Raw genomic sequence first — 17380 nt, 5'->3', positions numbered from 1 at the left:
TTTTAATTTTTTCTTTTTTGAAAAATAGTTTTGCATAAACACAACATTGTATATATAATTTAAATTTAATAATTTAGAAGAGACATACTTTTTTAACTTCTTTGAAGGCCGCTCAGGACGTAAATGTTTCGTTGCATATTGTTTGGTGTTTTTCTACTCACATGTTTTTCTTCTGGTGGCGTGTTATACTATTTGTTCTGTTGCCATGATTTTTCTACAGGACCTAAGGATAAAAAATCGGAATCAGTATGGATTGAAGGAGAAAAAGAGATCACAGATTCTGTATTACATCATTTGCCAGCTCAACAACAGCATTTGCATCTTCTCTGCTTCCAGGGATTTTTATTACAGAAGCAACAAAAATTTTCTCAGGCAGAAAAGATTTTTTCTAAAGTTTATGACGAAGCACAGGATGATGGTCCCTTTCTTTTTAAGGAGGAAATTTTAGGCGGACGACTGATTAATAGTTTTTTTTTAGAAAAAATAGATGTAATGGAAACAATTCTTTGTCTTTTAAACCAGCGTTGTCCGAACTCCCCCTACTATCATTTATTTAAAGCTTTGGTATGCTATAAGCAAAAGGATTTTAGTGAAGTTACCGAGCGACTAGCATCCTGGCAAGAAGAGAAAACAAGGGCTTCCGCTCCTTTACTGAATTTAAGTATCGAACAGCTGTTATCCGATTTTTTTTTAGACTATATTTCCGCACATTCTTTGATAGAAGAGAAAATGTTCCCTGAAGGACGGGTGATTCTCAATCGTAATATCAATAAGTTATTAAAACACGAATGCGAATGGAATGCGAAGACATATGATCGTATTGCGCTTCTTCTGAGCCGGAGTTATTTTTTAGAGCTAGTAGAATCTCAGTCAGAAGATATTTATTTTGATTACTATGAGATGATACTTTTCTATCTCAAAAAGATTTATATTTTGGAGCAATGTCCTTATACGGAACTTCTTCCAGAGGAAGAATTAGTCTCGTTGATCATGGAACACGTCTTTATCCTTCCTAAAGATAAATTGCACCCTTTGATTCAGCTTCTAGAGATTTGGCAGAAACATTACGTTCACCCAAATAGTTCTTTAGTAGTTCAGATGTTAGTAGATCACTTTTCTACGCGTATGGAAGGAGCTAGTAGGTTTTGTGAAGCTCTGGTTTCTTTTTCTGGACTCGAAGAACTGCATCAGCAAATCATTACCACTTTTGAGGCCTTGCTTTCAAACAAAGTACACCAGATAGAAACAGAAGAGGCTAAACAGTGTGTTGCTCTTCTTCATATTCTAGATCCTTCAATTTCAATTAGTGAAAAGCTTGCTCTTTCTTCGGATACCCTACAAAATATAGTTTCTGGAGACGACGAACAGCACACTAAATTACGGAACTACCTAGATCTTTGGGAAGCGATACAATCTTACGATATCGATCGCCAACAGCTCGTCCATCATTTGGTTTATGGTGCAAAAGATCTTTGGAAACAAGGGGGAAACGATGAAAAAGCATTAAACCTGCTTCATCTTGTTTTGAGGTTTACAAGTTATGATATAGAATGTGAAAGTATCGTTTTTCTCTTTGTAAAACAGGCATATAAGCAAGCATTATCTTCTCACGCAATTTCACGTCTTTTAAAATTGGAAAAATTTATATCTGAAACGAATATTCCATCTGTAGTGATTAGTGAGGCTGAGAAAGCAAACTTTTTGGCTGATGCTGAATACCTCTTTGCTCATGAAGAATATAATAAATGCTATTTGTATAGTTTTTGGTTGACTAAGATTGCCCTCTCACCTCAAGCCTATCGCTTAGCAGGCTTATGCCTGATGGAAAATAAGTGTTACAACGAAGCTTTAGAATTTTTGTCTATGCTCTCACCGAGTGACAGTGTCTACGACTATAAAACACAAAAGGCGTTAACATTTTGCCAAAAACATCAATCTAGGGATAAGACTTCCTCTTAATAAATTCCTTATCTCTTTATTCTGAGAATAGAGAGCTTTTCTTGCTTAGTAAATTTTTTATGTTTTTATTTGGGAACTATTTATCTGAGTATTTAGGAAAAGATTTTCGAATCTTGATGCAGTCATGTTATGTTAGACTCTGCAACTAAATAAGAGTAGAGAAGTGGCATTGCGCACTGAATTTGATCCTGTTTTAGAAGACTTATTGCATCAGCAGGTGATATCTCCTTTAGACATAGCTTTTGCTTGCAAGCACGTCTCACCAGACTCTGGAGAATCTTTTATTTTTCTCGCAATCTCTTCAGCGCTATGGCGCTATGGCCATCCTTTTCTTTTGCTTTATGAAAATCGCATTCGACCTTCTTTGGGCAGGATTTCAGAAACGAGTTTGTATCGGGGATTTAATAACCTTCCTAAGGAAGTTCGAGACAAGTTATTTGTCACTGTTTCAGGACGTTTGTATTTGCGTTCTCTATACACTATAAGGTGTAAATTATTAGAAAAACTTTCTTTGCTTTCTTCAGCAGTTCCTAAGTATTTTCCTCCCACGATAGATTCGCACATCCTTTCAGAAGAGCAGAACTTTATTTTTAATAAAATAACCCTAGGATGTTTTTCTATAGTTTCTGGGGGCCCAGGAACAGGAAAAACTTTTTTAGCTGCGCAACTGATCCTTTCTTTAGTAAAACAGCAACCTAAGCTACGTATTGCTATAGTGTCTCCTACAGGAAAGGCTACATCTCATATTCGTCAGATTCTTACGAAATACAATATATTCGAGGACATGGTTGTGATCCAGACTGTTCACCATTTCCTACAGGAATATGCCTACCGTCGCTATAGTTCTATAGATATCCTTTTAGTAGATGAAGGTTCTATGGTAACTTTTGACCTCTTATATAGTTTGGTACAAACCTTAGAGGGATATGAAAAAGACCAAACACTCTACACCTCAAGTTTAATTATTCTAGGTGATACTAATCAATTGCCTCCTATTGGAATTGGGGTTGGAAACCCTCTTCAAGATCTGATAGGACAGTTCCCTAAAAATACGTTTTTTCTGAAGACGTCGCATAGAGCAAAGACTGGAGAAATTCATCAGTTTACTCAAGCTGTGTTGCGTAGGGAGATGATTCCCTTTTCTCCTCTCTCATCTATATCCTCAGCTATAGAGGTATTGAAAGATCGTTTTGTAGAGTCGTTACGTCAATCAGAAAGGAGTTTGTGTGTACTGACTCCTATGCGTTATGGTCCTTGGGGAGTTCTCAACTTAAACAAAATCATACATCAAAGATTAGCGAGAAACTATCCTGATTTACTTATTCCTATTATGGTGACAAGCCGCTATGAAACTTGGGGACTATTTAATGGGGACACAGGATTACTATGTTTAAAAACTCAGAAATTACATTTTCCTCAACACGAACCTATAGATGCTAGGGCTCTTCCTCAATACGTTTATAATTACGTTATGTCCGTGCACAAGAGTCAGGGTAGTGAATATGATGAGGTTATCGTAATTATTCCCAAGGGAAGTGAAGTATTTGGAGTGTCAATTCTTTATACTGCAATTACCCGGGCCAGGCATAGAGTTTCTGTTTGGGGAGATCCTGATACTCTACATAAGATAATTAAAAAATCTAATGACTAGACTTGTTTTAACAAGAAAAAACCCCCAAAGAATATTCTAAGAGGGTTTCTTGGTATCAATGTAGTTAAAAGCTATCCTATTTTAGCATAATCTTTAATAAAGTTTATGACAGAGCTAATCAATCCAATAATAGCCATAATTAGAACAGCATGGATTCCAAGAATAGCAGGAAGAAATGAGCAAACTGTGCTAAGAATATCGCCAACTAAATCAACCATATCTCCCAACCAAGCTATGAAACAGTTTCTTAAATTCTTGGAACGTTCTAAAAACTCTCTAGAAGGCTGACTTGGATTTTCAGGATCGCTCATTGTTTCGGGTTTATTCTTGAGCACTTGGTAAAGTGCAATAGAATTCTCAACTAAAGAGCAACTTGTGGCAGCCAGGTTGAGGCAGGAACTAACTTGGCATCCGACTCGGTTAGCGTGCGAACCTAAGGAAACCACGCTCATATCGTGTAAGAACGTAGCTGTTCCAAGAGTCTTTGCTGCTAGACGAGAAACTTTTCCTGTAATAGTTAAAGCGGATCGGCGCCGTAATTTTTGAGCGAGAGGATTGTTAGTATCATTCGCGTTTTCACGTATGAACTCTCCTGTATCCGTAGTTTCAAAGATCATCGAACCATTAAGTAATTGACCCCACAACATAACTCCTTGTACTGCCGTGTTTACTCCATCAGTAGCAGAAAGAAAATTTTCAGTTTTCTGCAAAGCAGGTTGTGCATGATGATTAGTTCCTAAAAAGCATCTAGAAATTGTTACGGAATTTTTAATTGCTCCTACAACATCACCAGTGAGTGAAAGGCTATCATAAAGAGACGTTGTCTGCTTTCTGAATAGATTTCCAGAAGTCCTCACGCCAGGAACCCAAGACTTTAAGTGTAGAAGTGTTTGTCTACCAAGATGTGATGTTGCCATAACCTACCTAATTAGATTGTTTAAAATTACTATCAGCCTCTGACGTTAGCTTTTAAAGTTGCTCTGGATTTAATACGGGCAGCTTTATTATCTTTAAAGATGCCTCGCTTTACAGCTTTATCTACTACACTGTAGACAGATTGCAGGTGGCTAAGAGTAGCTTGAGTGTCATCCAGTTTTAGAGATGCTTCAAACTTTTTTACTGTTGTTTTTACTTTGGATTTGAAGCTGTGATTGATTAACTCTCTTTTTTGTGCAGTTAGAATGCGTTTTTCAGCAGAAGGTCTTTTTTGTATAACGTTTTTTTTGTTCGGCTTTTTGGGTGCCATAATATCTCCAGACGAAACAACAATTTTATTTAAATGAACTACAGGTATTAACTGTAGATGAATTGAGGGTGGAAGGAAGGCTTTTTCTTATTTTCGATGCACATATTAAGAAAAAAGAGAATTTATGAGAAATAAAAAAAGTTTTATGCCAACATAACAATAAGAGTATAGTCTTAAAAAATAATTTTCTAATCAAATAGAACTTACGGTTATGAAGAGCAATTTATTCTTATTTTTTTTGATATAAGGATTTATTTTTTATGTTATTGGTGAAGAAATGGTTGTACACCTATTTCAAATATTGGATTTACTTTCTTCCAGTAGTAGCACTCCTTCTTCCCTTAGTATGCTACCCCTTCCTTTCTATAAATCAAAAAATTTATGGCTATTTCGTCTTCACTACAATTTCTTCTTTGGGTTGGTTTCTTGCCTTGAGGCGTAGGGAAAACCAATTAAAAACCGCTGCTGTCCAACTTCTTCAAACAAAAATTCGAAAATTAACAGAAAATAATGAGGGGTTGCGACAGATTCGAGCATCTCTTGAAGAACGCCAACAAGAAAGTGCTCAACTGCAAATTCAAAGTCAAAAACTTAAAAATAACTTATTTCATCTTCAAGGTTTATTTATGAAAACCAAGGGTGAAAATCAAAAATTAGAGACTTTGTTAGCTCATAGAACTGAAGAAAATCGATGTTTAAAAATGCAGGTAGATTCTTTAATTCAGGAATGTAGTGAAAAAACAGAAGACGTACAAGCTTTAAACCGAGAGCTGGCAGAGACTTTGGCATATCAGCAAGCTTTAAACGATGAGTACCAAGCGACTTTTGCTGAACAGCGCAATATGCTAGATAAACGGCAGGTGTACATTGGAAAGTTGGAGAATAAGGTTCAAGATTTAATGTATGAGATTCGTAATCTCCTTCAACTAGAATCAGACATGGCAGAGAATATCCTTTCTCAAGAATCGAGTGCTGTTACAGGAGACATTTCTTTACAATTATCTAGTGAGTTAAAAAAAATTGCTTTTAAGGCGGAAAATATAGAGGCAGCCTCTTCTTTAACAGCTTCACGCTATCTTCATACAGATACCAGTTTGCATAATTACTCTTTAGAATGCCGTCAGTTATTTGATAGTTTAAGAGAAGAAAATCTTGGCATGCTTTTTGTCTATGCTCGTCAATCACAACGAGCAGTTTTTGCTAATGCGTTATTTAAAATGTGGACGGGGTATTGTGTAGAGGATTTTTTAAAATTTGGTAGTGATATTGTGATTTCTGGGGGGAAACAGTGGATGGAGGATCTTCATTCCTCTAGAGAAGAATGCTCTGGTAGGTTGGTGATTAAAACCAGGTCACACGGTCATCTTCCTTTTCGTTATTGCTTAATGGCTTTGAACAAAGGTCCTCTTTGCTACCATGTTTTAGGGGTTCTTTATCCCCTCCATAAGGAAGTGTTCCAGGATTGATATTGTTTCTTGTTCTAGGAGGAAAGTTTCATGATCTTGTTAATAAGATGTTGATTTTCGTCTGCATATAAGATAAAAATCCCTAGATTTCCTATCTTCCTTTGACTAAACTATCCCCTAAGGCTAGAAATCCCCTTGTTTTATTCCAAGTAAGAAAATTGTTCATGAATACACAGAATAGCCAAGCTACAGAAGTTTCCTCAGAAGAAGAGTCTCAAAAGAAGTTAGAAGAGCTGGTTGCTCTTGCTAAGGAACAGGGTTTTATCACCTACGAAGAAATCAATGAAATTCTTCCTATGTCGTTTGACACTCCAGAGCAAATTGACCAAGTGTTGATTTTCTTAACTGGAATGGATATTCAAGTTTTAAATCAAATCGATGTTGAAAGACAGAAAGAGAAGAAAAAAGAAGCTAAAGAGCTTGAAGGTTTAGCTAGGAGGACCGAAGGAACTCCTGATGATCCTGTTCGCATGTATTTGAAAGAAATGGGTACAGTACCTCTTCTTACTAGAGAAGAAGAGGTAGAAATTTCTAAGAGAATAGAAAAAGCTCAAGTACAGATTGAACGAATTATTTTACGTTTTCGTTATTCCGCTAAAGAAGCTATTTCCATAGCCCACTATTTGATCAGTGGCAAAGAACGCTTTGATAAGATTATTTCTGAAAAAGAAGTTGAAGATAAAACGCATTTTCTTAAGTTACTTCCCAAATTGATTGCTTTGCTTAAGGAAGAAGATTCTTATTTAGAAACTTTATTATTAGCTTTAAGACAGCCTGATTTATCGAAACAAGACGCCGCTAAATTAAATGACGATTTAGAGAAGTGTCGTATCCGAACGCAAGCATACTTACGTTGTTTCCACTGTCGTCATAATGTAACCGAAGATTTTGGCGAAGTTGTTTTCAAAGCTTACGATTCTTTCTTACAATTAGAACAGCAAATTAATGATTTAAAAGTTCGTGCAGAAAGAAATAAATTTGCTGCTGCAAAACTGGCAGCTGCTAAGCGTAAGCTGTATAAAAGAGAAGTTGCTGCGGGAAGAACTTTAGAGGAATTTAAGAAAGACGTCCGTATGTTACAGCGCTGGATGGATAAAAGCCAGGAAGCTAAAAAAGAGATGGTCGAGTCCAACTTACGCTTAGTGATCTCTATTGCTAAAAAGTATACCAACCGAGGGCTTTCCTTTTTGGATTTAATTCAAGAGGGGAACATGGGCCTAATGAAGGCTGTGGAAAAGTTTGAATATCGCCGTGGTTATAAATTTTCGACATATGCCACGTGGTGGATTCGTCAAGCCGTGACGCGTGCGATTGCAGATCAAGCAAGAACAATTCGTATTCCAGTACATATGATTGAAACCATCAATAAAGTGCTTCGCGGAGCGAAGAAATTAATGATGGAAACAGGCAAAGAACCAACTCCTGAAGAACTGGCAGAAGAATTAGGATTGACTCCTGATCGTGTGCGGGAAATTTATAAGATTGCTCAGCACCCGATCTCTCTACAAGCAGAGGTTGGAGAAGGTGGGGAAAGTTCTTTTGGAGATTTCTTAGAGGATACTGCTGTAGAGTCTCCTGCAGAGGCTACGGGCTATTCTATGCTCAAAGACAAGATGAAAGAGGTTTTAAAGACCCTTACGGATCGTGAGCGATTTGTTTTAATCCATCGTTTTGGTCTTCTTGACGGCAAACCCAAGACTTTAGAGGAAGTCGGTTCTGCCTTTAATGTCACTCGTGAACGTATTCGTCAAATTGAGGCGAAAGCCTTAAGAAAGATGCGACATCCTATTCGATCTAAACAATTGAGAGCATTCCTAGACTTATTAGAGGAAGAAAAAACGGGAACTAGCAAGGTTAAGGGCTTAAAAGCTAAATAGTCTTTAAGGAAAACGTCATTTTTTATAGCCTTGTATAAATAAAACATTGATTTGGTGATTGCTATAGAACGTTATCAATTAATTATATCGAACTTTCGTGTCTGGTTGTTTTTAGGATGTTCTGTTGAAGAACGTCATTTTAAGCAGCCCGTTCTTGTTTCCGTGACTCTTTCTTCTACTGAAGTGCCATCTGCTTGTATATCTGATAAGCTTTCAGATGCTTGTTGTTATTTAGAGCTGACCTCTCTTATTGAAGAGGTGGTTCATGTTAAACCTTATGCTTTAATAGAACATCTTGCTAAAGAATTATTTGATAGCTTGGTGATCTCTTTTGGAGAGAAGGTCTCCAAGATAGAGGTAGAAGTGGCAAAAGAGCGACCCCCAGTTCCTAACTTATTAGATCCTATAAAATTTAAGATTAGTAAAGAACTATGTCCGAGCTCACTTTTGTCTGCTTAAGTTTAGGATCAAATTTAGGTAATCGGTTTAAAAATCTACAGAGTGCTCGTACTTTATTAAGCGAACAAGCCATTTCAGATGTGCGTAGCTCGGTAATTCTAGAAACAGAAGCCTTGTTATTACCAGGATCTCCTCAAGAATGGAACTTGCCCTATTTTAACTCCGTACTTGTAGGGAAAACGAAACTATCTTTGCAAGAGTTGTTATCTACCATCAAACAGATAGAGAGGGTAGTAGGCAGGGAAGAGGGAATGCCTCCCTGGTCTCCTCGAGTCTTGGATATAGATATTTTACTTTATGGTGATGAGTCTTTTTGTTGTGATAACAGTCAGACTACAATTCCTTTCCCTGGTTTATTGTCGCGTCCTTTTTTGATTGCTTTAATAGCTTCTCTTTGTCCTTATCGCCGATTTTGCATTGAAGGCTCTCCCTATCATAACCTTACATTTGGAGAATTAGCACACAACCTGCCCTCTCCTCCAGGCACTATTCGCAGAAGTTTATCTCCAGATGCTCTGTTGATGGGAGTTGTGAATATTACTAACAATTCTATGTCTGACGGGGGCATGTTTTTAGAGTCAAGTAAGGCAGTTGCTCATGCTGAAAAATTATTTACAGAAGGTGCTGCAGTTATAGATTTTGGAGCTCAGGCAACAAACCCTAAAGTAAAGCAGTTTTTATCTGTAGATGAGGAATGGAAACGGCTCGAGCCTGTTTTAAGATTGCTAGCAGAAACTTGGTCAGACAAAAAGCAATACCCAGCAATTTCTTTAGATACGTTTTATCCTGAGATTATTCTTAGAGCTATGGATGTCTATCCGATCCAGTGGATCAATGATGTTACTGGAGGGTCTCAGTCTATGGCTGAGGTTGCTAAAGACTATGGGTTATGTTTGGTTATGAATCACTCGTCTTCGTTGCCCGTAAATCCTAAAAATACCTTATCGTTTTCTATACCTACTGGCGAGCAGCTACTGAGGTGGGGTGAGGAGCAACTTGAGAAATTTTCTTATGCTGGGCTTAATGCAAATCAGGTTATTTTTGATCCTGGGATAGGTTTTGGGAAGAGTGCTGTCCAATCTTTAACCACGCTGCATGAAATTGCAAAATTTAGGCGTTTAGGGTGCCCTATTCTTATTGGACATTCTCGAAAATCATTCTTATCTTTATTTGGCAATCACGATCCTATGGATCGTGATTGGGAAACTGTAGGCCTATCTATACTCTTACAAAAACAGGGAGTAGACTACTTGCGCGTGCATAACGTCGCTGCCCATCAAAAAGCTTTATCAGTGGCAGCTTCTTGTGAGGGCTATGTGTGCGTCTAATTTTAAAAAGTAGTCATTTGTACGGATACTTATGAGCATACAGGTCAGTGGAATTGTCGCTTGCGATCCTCGTGGTGTGATAGGTTTAGAGGGAAAACTGCCTTGGCATTATCCTGAAGATCTTCAGTTTTTTTCTGAGACAATACAAGAATTTCCTATTGTTATGGGAAAAAAGACCTGGAGAACGCTTCCTGGGAAGTATTTTATTAATAGGCAAGTTATAGTATTTTCTCATGAGAAGCAAAAAGCAACGGAAGGAGTTTCTTGGGTGAGTTCTTTAGAAGAATTTATGCTTCTTGATCTTCCCTCTCTCACATTTTTGATAGGTGGTGGTGAGATTTACTCTCTTTTTTTAGAGAATCAAATTGTGCAAAATTTTTTTGTTTCTCATATCAAGAAAAAATATGATGGTGATACGTTTTTCCCTTTATCTTTGCTAGAAACATGGACAAAGACTGTGCTTAAAAATACCCAAGACATAACAACATGTTACTATGAAAATCACCCCAGTCAAAACACCGAAAATATATCCTCACGATAGCCTGTATTCTATTCTAGAGTCTTCATTACCTAAGTTGAAAGAACGCTCTATTGTTGTGATCACATCTAAGATTATTTCTTTGTGTGAAGGTGCTGTTGTAGAGACTGAAAAGATGTCTAAGGATGAATTAGTAAAGCAAGAAGCAGATGCACATCTATTTGTAGAGAAATACGGGATCTATCTAACTAAGAAATCGGGAATACTCATTCCTTCAGCGGGGATCGATGAGTCCAATGTTGATGGTTATTTTGTATTGTATCCTAAGAATCTTTTGGTTTCTGTAAATACTCTCGGTGATTGGCTGAGAAATTTTTATCAGCTAGAACATTGCGGAGTCATTATATCAGATAGTCATACCACACCCTTGCGTCGAGGAACTCTGGGTTTAGGCTTATGTTGGAATGGCTTTTTTCCCTTATATAATTATATAGGACAACCAGATTGTTTTGGTCGTCCTTTGAGGATGACCTATAGCAATTTGTTAGATGGTTTATCAGCAGCAGCAGTTCTTTGTATGGGAGAAGGAGATGAGCAGACTCCTGTTGCTATTATCGAGGAAGCTCCCAAGGTTACCTTTCATTCATCTCCAACTACATTAGAAAACATGAATGACTTGGCAATAGCTGAAGATGAAGATTTATATGGTCCTTTGTTACAATCTGTAGCATGGAAAACTCATTCACACAAACCTTTTGAGGTATTATGAAATCCTGGATAGCACTACTTGATAAGCAGATTAAAGATCAACATATGTTAAAGCATCCGTTTTATCAGAGTTGGTCTGAAGGGAAGCTAGAGAAAAAACAGCTTCAAGCTTATGCTAAAGATTATTATTTACATATTAAAGCATTCCCTTGTTATCTTTCAGTGCTTCATTCTCGTTGTGATGATTTAATGATCCGGAAACAAATTCTTGAAAACCTCATGGATGAAGAGGCGGGAAATCCTAACCATATAGATCTGTGGAGGCAATTTGCTCTCTCTCTTGGAGTTTCTGAAGAAGAGATTGCCAATCATCAATTCAGTCAGGCTGCTAAAGATATGGTAGCAACATTTCGTCGCTTATGTGACGTGCCATCAATTGCTGTTGGTTTAGGAGCTCTTTATACTTATGAGAGTCAGATTCCTGAAGTCTGTGGTGAGAAAATTCGTGGTTTAAAAGAATATTTTGGGATTTCTTCGCGAGGCTACACATACTTTACTGTGCATCAGCATGCAGATATTAAACATGCAAGTGAAGAGCGGGAGATGTTAAAAACTTTAGTGGGCAATGAAAATCCTGATGCTGTTTTACAAGGGTCTCAAGAGGTTTTAGATACTTTGTGGAACTTTTTGAGTTCTTTTATCGACATAACAGAGAGTTGTTCTTGTAAGTAGTTTTTAGTTATCTTTGCAATTCTAGAATAAAATTAATGACATTAATAAAAAGAAAACCCTCTTTTAAATTATTAAGAGAGGGTGTTTTTTATCTTAAGATAGTCTACAGAATAACTTTACTTTTTAGGTAAAATTACAAAATTCTAAGCTTCTACTGCTTGAGCAGGAACTTCTTGGGCTGCTTCAGTAGTATTAATAGAGGAAGTTTTAGGTGTTAGGATCACTTCATAGATGCGCTTTTCAATTTCCTCAAAAAGCTTTTTATTGCGTTTAAGTTCTTCACGGACGAATTCTCTTCCCTGTCCTAACTTTTTCTCTTGATAGTTGAACCAGGAACCTTTTTTCTCAATAATATTATATTCGACAGCAAGATCTAAGATGCAACCTGCAGAAGAAATTCCTTCATTGAATAGGATATCAAATTCTGCAATCCTAAATGGAGGAGCGAGTTTATTTTTAGCTACTTTAACTTTGATTCGGTTTCCAATGTCAGAATTGTCGCTGCTTTTTATCGACCCTATACGGCGAATATCTAATCGTATCGAAGAATAGAATTTTAAGGCACGCCCCCCAGTAGTCGTTTCTGGGTTTCCGAAGCTCACTCCAATTTTCTCTCGAATTTGGTTAATGAAAATGGCACAGGTTTGGCCACGTGATAGTGTAGCGGTGAGCTTGCGTAGTGCTTGAGACATCATACGGGCTTGTAGGCCTACATGTACATCACCAATATCTCCTTCAAGTTCGCTTTTGGGAACTAAAGCGGCTACAGAGTCAATGACAATCACGTCAACAGCTCCTGAACGAGCGAGCAATTCTGCTATGCTTAATGCATCTTCACCACAATCGGGTTGAGAGATCATAAGATCATCGATATTGACGCCGATAAGAGAAGCATAGCTAGGATCTAAAGCGTGTTCAGCATCTATATAGGCAGCAACACCTCCCATTTTCTGAGCATTGGCTACAATATGGGTTGCTAGTGTCGTTTTCCCTGACGATTCAGGACCAAAGATTTCGATAACCCGGCCTTTGGGAACACCGTGAATTCCTAACGCCAAATCTAAAGACAAAGCGCCTGTTTTTATCGTGGAGATTTCATGTGTGGCAGAGTGTCTTCCTAAACTCATAATAGATCCAGTGCCGAATTGCTTTTCAATATAAGCAACAGCAGCTTCTAGAGCCTTTTTTCTATCAGGTAAATTCATGTAGGTGCTCCTTGTTTCCATATTCCCCAGAAAATCGTTCTGTTTCTCTGAGAATCAAGAGAAACATAGAAGCTCTTCCCATAATTAGTTGAGAGATTTGGGGCGGAAGGTTTTAGATGATGTGTATCATTCTGCATTGTTTTGCTCTCATGCATACTTGAATTTGTCATGGCAGTCAAGGCAAAAAGTAGCTTTGAGTTTTCTTACTATTTCTCTATAAATTTAAGAAGAGAATTAGAATACAAGGACCTTAATTTTAGATAGTATATTTAGATTATGAATGTGGGAAATTAGATCTATTGGATGACCAGATTACTTTAACAAGGAAAACTATTTTCAAAAGATTAATAAAGCCTTAGCGAATTCCTAGCATAAATAGATTTGAGAGAGGGGAACGTCATGACTTTCTTGTGGAAGTCTATTGATTTTTTGTTCGAAGTAGCCGATGCCGATGGTTAACATACGGGGATGTTGTGCTAACCAGCGATCGTAGAAACCCTGACCATAACCAAGACGATATCCCTGCGGATCAAAGGCGAGGCCTGGAACGAGCACGTGGGTAATCTTATCACTCGAGATCGGTTTTTGGTTGGCGAGTATATCTTTAGGACCAGAAACAGAATATAGATCTTTTATGGAAGGGATGAGAACAGGACAGAGACTATTTTCATTTATCTTGGGAAGAGCCAGTGTAAATTCTTGGATAAGCACGCTATTTGCTTCTCTCATGTCTATTTCGCAATTGAAAGAGACAAAGGAAAGGACAACGCTATCCTTAGGAAAGCTATAAACAAAAGAGGCCACTGCAGAGGAGGCCTCTTGCTTGCGCTCTTCAGAGAGACCGTTGCGAATAGAGATAAAAACTTTACGTAGTGCAGATTTCTCTATTTTAGGATCAGTCATAGAAAAGTTCTAGTTGAGCAAAGGTTTGCCATCCTGATAGGGGATTTTTTTTGTAATCGTTCCCCCGGAAGAGAAAAACACAGCGGTACCACAACCACGATCTATTTTAGAATAAGGATGACGGTCTCCAGGACGGAAGTACTCTCCTTTGATTAGAAGATCATTGTCATACTCTTCTGTTACCATGATTTGCCCCTCAGGGTAGTATACAGTAAGTAACCCAGATTTTTTGTTATTTACTAATTCTTTACAACTTTCTAATGTACCACAAGGATACCAGGTTTTCACTACCCCTTGTAAAATTCCTTCGTGCCAGTTAAGAAGAAGCTTGGGCTTTCCTGTGTCGGGATAAAAGAAGTATTCTTCTCCGTGCTTCGAGCCCTGCAGAAGGTTATACATTTGAATGATGTGTTTGCCCGAGGAATCGAATTTGGAAACCTTACCGTTAGGTTCTCCTCGGGAAAAGGATATAGTTTCTATAATAGCATATTTGCCATAGATTGCTTGAATGCCGTTACCGTCATTTATACTTGCGTAGATTTCATGGGTTTCGGGATCTAAGTATTCTGCCTGCACGAGTCGTCCCTCATGATACTCTTCCCACGCCAAGACCTCTTCATCGGATCCTTCGTTATAGCGAATAGAAGGCCCGTGTTGCTTGCCGTGCTGGTAATTCTGTTCTTTGAGTAGTTTCCCTGAAGATGTGTACGTCAGGAATTTACCGTGAGGAACTCCCTTATGATAGGAACACTCTTTCCAAATTTTCCCATTGATATGGTAGTAAAACGAAGATCCTTCTAGTAAACCCTTCTCATAAACAATAGCAGCTTCTAAGATACCATCATCGTTATAAGCAAATGTTGTTTGATCAAATAGCCAGCCAGACTCTGCTGAGGGATGGAGATCAGCAATGCCGCCGATAACCTCAGCTTGGATTTTAATATTCCCATTTACATGCCATTCCCGATATCTTCCATACGCACGGTTATTCATACATTCGAGGTATTGCTTAATTTGCCCGTTGGTATGGTATGCTGTTAAACAAGCGACGTTATCCCCGCGCTTATTTTTATACATTCTCATTACCTTTTGATAAGGCTGGGGAGAAAGAAAATCTACCTTAGCGTATTTCTTTAGCTTTTCTTTAGAACAAACGGTTTCTGATAAGCCATTTCTATCAATGATATTGATACCCGTGAGGGTAAGTTTCTCGTAATCACCCGTTCTTCCTTCAAGGGGGCAAACGGCAATTAAAGAAGAACATAGAAATAAGCAGAATAGTTTTTTTATATCCATCGACTTACAGCCTCAGCATGTGTTAACCAAACCTCATTTCCCAGAGGCGTAATTTGTTTAGTCATTTTCCAACGGGTGAAGAAAACTAAAGGGGTGTCGGGATTCTCTGGATTGAAAAGCGAAAGTAGAGATTCGATATCTTCATTATCCATTTCAGTGGCCTGTGCTAGACGTATAAAAACAAAGTCATCGTGTATTTGTTCCGAGGTCCAGAGGAGCTGGTGGTTAGATTTATCTAGGGCACGTTTTCTTTCCCAAACTTCTTTACTTTGTGCTAGCAGAGAGTTTGAGTTTAGTTTGTCTAAACGCTGACGTTCTTTGGATAGTGGGTGTAACTGCTTGCAAGAGGCGTTCAAGCTCTCTATCGAGAAGTTATTACGATCCTTAGAAAGGCGAGCATTATGTTTGATCACTAGATCTTCGTGATCTCTTGTCACTTTCAATGTAAGAATGCGGGAGTTAAGATCTGCCCAGCGCTGGGAGATCTTAACATGATTAGTAGTAATTGCTACAATGGGAAGTATACTCAAGAGAGCCAGAAAACTAAGCACCAGAACTGAGATCCATTTTTTCATAAGATATCCTAAGAGCTTAATGTAAATTGTAATTTAAAAGATCGTTGGTCTTCTAGAGACTCTAAAACATGATGTAGTTTTGGATGATTTGATACTTTTTTCAAAAACTGAGGAATGTCTTCAGGTTGACCTTGTCCTCTTACCTCAACTAGGGCGCTGTAGGGAAGCGAAGTGTTCTCCTTTGAGGGATAGCTTGTCATTGTATAAGAGAAATAAGAGAATTTTATTGAAGGGCTTCCTTTCCCTAGGGCAAGAAGAAATTTTAATGTCTGTTCACTTGTAGGAATTGTAGGTAAGAGTGGATAGTGTGAAAGAGAGTTCTTCATTCCGACTGCCTTGACTGTTTTTTCTGCAGCTTTTAAGGATCTTGGTAGAGAGCCTTCTTCAGGACAGGCAAGAGCAAAATGACTCTCTGCGGAGGAAGAAAGAGCTTTCAGTTTTAAGACAGACCCCAGGCTAACTACTATGGTAGCAAAGAGGGCGTACTTCCCTATTAACAGAGAGGAGCGTAGCAGCCAATGTTTTTGGGCTGCTGGAGAAACTGATGTTGTGTCATAGGGAAAAGTCAGAGGCCTTTTTGAGGCTCCGTGGTGAGCAGCAGCAATAGTGTCTCCATAAATTTCCCAGTCTTCGTCTTCCACTCCATAGGTCATAGATTGACAGACCACAAGAGGAAGAGAGAGTTTCTGCTCCAAAGATTTTTTTAGATTGGGTGATACCTGTGCTATGTGGATAGCGGGAAGAATGGTGTGCGGGAATATTTCTTGTATATATTGCAGTGTAGCGTGGATGTCGTCACAGCTTTTTTTCGTTGAATAGTTGGAAAAAGAGCGTGCTACGGCAATGGCATGATTTTTTACAAAAATACAAGTGACTTCTTCAGAGCCGCCATAGACAAGAAAATATGCAGGCAGGCTTTTTAAAGGACTCTGTTCTGCTAAAAAAAAGATATCGGCAGCACGACAAGAGAGTTTGTCGGGGAAAATATGAGCTTGTGACAGCAAGGAGAGTTCTTTTTTAATTGTGTTTTTCTGAGCAATCCATAGGGTCAGAGGAGTCTCTCCCTTATCTGTCTGTTTCCCTAGTTGTGGTTGTACGACTAGGGATGCCCAAGGTAGAGCAAGACTTGCTTCTAAATTGGTGAGGGCTACTTTTAAAATATTTTTTTTATTTTTAAGAAGCGACGAAAAACTTTTAACTAGGATGTCAGAACCTTGCAGAGAAAAAGTTGTTGATGCTGTAAAGTATTTTTTTGGAGGAGACCAAGTCTCTCCCTCAGCAATTTGTTCGCAATGACAGACTATCCATCCTTTACATGTTTTCTGTAAAATTGCTATTTTAATAGTATTGTTTCCAGCTTTGGTTAGTCCAATATGATAGACGGGCAGTTTGAAATTCATAGTGCGAAGATTCTTAAAATATAAAGACAGCCATTTTAATGGATAAAAGGCTCTTTTTCAAGAAAAACACATATTAATTGTAATTAAGAGAGTAAAA

At 38.1% G+C, this 17380-nt stretch carries 16 protein-coding genes; 9 read left to right on the top strand and 7 right to left on the bottom strand.

The features are described 5' to 3' along the window. Positions 1 to 123: 123 nt before the first annotated feature. Both CMV32_RS02620 and recD read left to right on the top strand, forming a co-directional pair. Entirely contained in the window at positions 124 to 1959 is a 1836-nt protein-coding gene (locus CMV32_RS02620; protein WP_100934398.1) for a DUF1347 family protein, read from the top strand. A gap of 169 nt (positions 1960 to 2128) precedes the next feature. Further along, positions 2129 to 3610, top strand: a complete 1482-nt coding sequence (gene recD, locus CMV32_RS02615) for an exodeoxyribonuclease V subunit alpha (protein WP_100934659.1) — start codon at positions 2129 to 2131, stop codon at positions 3608 to 3610. Between the two features lie 71 nt (positions 3611 to 3681). Here the strand turns inward: recD and CMV32_RS02610 are convergent, their stop codons facing one another. Next, complete coding sequence (locus tag CMV32_RS02610; RefSeq protein WP_100934397.1) at positions 3682 to 4527, bottom strand: hypothetical protein; 846 nt, start codon at positions 4525 to 4527, stop codon at positions 3682 to 3684. A gap of 32 nt (positions 4528 to 4559) precedes the next feature. Then, a complete protein-coding gene (gene rpsT, locus CMV32_RS02605) occupies positions 4560 to 4856 on the bottom strand; it encodes a 30S ribosomal protein S20 (protein WP_100934396.1) in 297 nt (98 codons plus the stop codon). Positions 4857 to 5116: 260 nt separating this feature from the next. Between rpsT and CMV32_RS02600 the strand changes: the two genes are divergently transcribed. From CMV32_RS02600 to CMV32_RS02570, 7 genes are all read left to right on the top strand, one after another. Then, on the top strand, positions 5117 to 6322 hold the full coding sequence (locus CMV32_RS02600; RefSeq protein WP_100934395.1) for a hypothetical protein: 1206 nt from the start codon (positions 5117 to 5119) through the stop codon (positions 6320 to 6322). Positions 6323 to 6486: 164 nt separating this feature from the next. Further along, the gene (locus tag CMV32_RS02595; protein ID WP_420807398.1) at positions 6487 to 8199 is read left to right on the top strand and encodes an RNA polymerase sigma factor; all 1713 of its coding nucleotides are present in this window, start codon (positions 6487 to 6489) and stop codon (positions 8197 to 8199) included. A gap of 54 nt (positions 8200 to 8253) precedes the next feature. Then, a complete protein-coding gene (folB, locus tag CMV32_RS02590) occupies positions 8254 to 8658 on the top strand; it encodes a dihydroneopterin aldolase (RefSeq protein ID WP_100934394.1) in 405 nt (134 codons plus the stop codon). Continuing rightward, positions 8631 to 9986: a dihydropteroate synthase gene (gene folP, locus CMV32_RS02585; RefSeq protein ID WP_100934393.1), complete on the top strand. Its 1356-nt coding sequence runs from the start codon at positions 8631 to 8633 to the stop codon at positions 9984 to 9986. The genes folB and folP overlap by 28 nt, the downstream gene beginning before the upstream one ends. Positions 9987 to 10017: 31 nt before the next feature. Continuing rightward, a complete protein-coding gene (locus CMV32_RS02580; RefSeq protein ID WP_100934392.1) occupies positions 10018 to 10527 on the top strand; it encodes a dihydrofolate reductase in 510 nt (169 codons plus the stop codon). After that, positions 10481 to 11233, top strand: a complete 753-nt coding sequence (locus CMV32_RS02575) for a putative folate metabolism gamma-glutamate ligase (protein ID WP_100934391.1) — start codon at positions 10481 to 10483, stop codon at positions 11231 to 11233. Before CMV32_RS02580 ends, CMV32_RS02575 begins: the two co-directional genes overlap by 47 nt. After that, positions 11230 to 11904: a CADD family putative folate metabolism protein gene (locus tag CMV32_RS02570; RefSeq protein ID WP_100934390.1), complete on the top strand. Its 675-nt coding sequence runs from the start codon at positions 11230 to 11232 to the stop codon at positions 11902 to 11904. The genes CMV32_RS02575 and CMV32_RS02570 overlap by 4 nt, the downstream gene beginning before the upstream one ends. Before the next feature lie 143 nt (positions 11905 to 12047). Here CMV32_RS02570 and recA read toward each other — a convergent pair whose 3' ends face one another. The 5 genes from recA to CMV32_RS02545 all read right to left on the bottom strand — a co-directional run bounded on the left by recA (position 12048) and on the right by CMV32_RS02545 (position 17283). After that, positions 12048 to 13109 (bottom strand): recombinase RecA, encoded by a 1062-nt coding sequence (gene recA / locus CMV32_RS02565; protein ID WP_100934389.1) that lies wholly within the window; start codon positions 13107 to 13109, stop codon positions 12048 to 12050. 366 nt (positions 13110 to 13475) lie between these two features. Further along, on the bottom strand, positions 13476 to 14012 hold the full coding sequence (locus CMV32_RS02560; protein WP_100934388.1) for a 5-formyltetrahydrofolate cyclo-ligase: 537 nt from the start codon (positions 14010 to 14012) through the stop codon (positions 13476 to 13478). Positions 14013 to 14021: 9 nt separating this feature from the next. Beyond that, positions 14022 to 15308, bottom strand: a complete 1287-nt coding sequence (locus tag CMV32_RS02555) for a toxin-antitoxin system YwqK family antitoxin (protein ID WP_100934387.1) — start codon at positions 15306 to 15308, stop codon at positions 14022 to 14024. Next, positions 15299 to 15883: a hypothetical protein gene (locus tag CMV32_RS02550; protein ID WP_100934386.1), complete on the bottom strand. Its 585-nt coding sequence runs from the start codon at positions 15881 to 15883 to the stop codon at positions 15299 to 15301. Before CMV32_RS02550 ends, CMV32_RS02555 begins: the two co-directional genes overlap by 10 nt. A gap of 8 nt (positions 15884 to 15891) precedes the next feature. Then, positions 15892 to 17283, bottom strand: a complete 1392-nt coding sequence (locus tag CMV32_RS02545; RefSeq protein ID WP_100934385.1) for a hypothetical protein — start codon at positions 17281 to 17283, stop codon at positions 15892 to 15894. Between the last annotated feature and the right edge of the window lie 97 nt (positions 17284 to 17380).

It is taken from the genome of Candidatus Chlamydia corallus, assembly GCF_002817655.1.
Lineage (GTDB): Bacteria > Chlamydiota > Chlamydiia > Chlamydiales > Chlamydiaceae > Chlamydia > Chlamydia corallus.
Note: the sequence above shows the minus strand (reverse complement) of the source record. Positions and strands in the feature narration are given on the sequence as shown.

What these genes read in the sequence shown, in the direction of transcription:
- CMV32_RS02545 (WP_100934385.1), bottom strand. Translation starts at nt 17,283, where the DNA reads ATGAATTTCAAACTGCCCGTCTATCATATTGGACTAACCAAAGCTGGA.
- CMV32_RS02560 (WP_100934388.1), bottom strand. Translation starts at nt 14,012, where the DNA reads ATGACTGATCCTAAAATAGAGAAATCTGCACTACGTAAAGTTTTTATC.
- CMV32_RS02610 (WP_100934397.1), bottom strand. Translation starts at nt 4,527, where the DNA reads ATGGCAACATCACATCTTGGTAGACAAACACTTCTACACTTAAAGTCT.
- rpsT (WP_100934396.1), bottom strand. Translation starts at nt 4,856, where the DNA reads ATGGCACCCAAAAAGCCGAACAAAAAAAACGTTATACAAAAAAGACCT.
- CMV32_RS02580 (WP_100934392.1), top strand. Translation starts at nt 10,018, where the DNA reads ATGAGCATACAGGTCAGTGGAATTGTCGCTTGCGATCCTCGTGGTGTG.
- folP (WP_100934393.1), top strand. Translation starts at nt 8,631, where the DNA reads ATGTCCGAGCTCACTTTTGTCTGCTTAAGTTTAGGATCAAATTTAGGT.
- CMV32_RS02550 (WP_100934386.1), bottom strand. Translation starts at nt 15,883, where the DNA reads ATGAAAAAATGGATCTCAGTTCTGGTGCTTAGTTTTCTGGCTCTCTTG.
- CMV32_RS02570 (WP_100934390.1), top strand. Translation starts at nt 11,230, where the DNA reads ATGAAATCCTGGATAGCACTACTTGATAAGCAGATTAAAGATCAACAT.
- CMV32_RS02575 (WP_100934391.1), top strand. Translation starts at nt 10,481, where the DNA reads ATGAAAATCACCCCAGTCAAAACACCGAAAATATATCCTCACGATAGC.
- CMV32_RS02600 (WP_100934395.1), top strand. Translation starts at nt 5,117, where the DNA reads ATGTTATTGGTGAAGAAATGGTTGTACACCTATTTCAAATATTGGATT.
- CMV32_RS02555 (WP_100934387.1), bottom strand. Translation starts at nt 15,308, where the DNA reads ATGGATATAAAAAAACTATTCTGCTTATTTCTATGTTCTTCTTTAATT.
- recA (WP_100934389.1), bottom strand. Translation starts at nt 13,109, where the DNA reads ATGAATTTACCTGATAGAAAAAAGGCTCTAGAAGCTGCTGTTGCTTAT.
- CMV32_RS02620 (WP_100934398.1), top strand. Translation starts at nt 124, where the DNA reads ATGTTTCGTTGCATATTGTTTGGTGTTTTTCTACTCACATGTTTTTCT.
- CMV32_RS02595 (WP_420807398.1), top strand. Translation starts at nt 6,487, where the DNA reads ATGAATACACAGAATAGCCAAGCTACAGAAGTTTCCTCAGAAGAAGAG.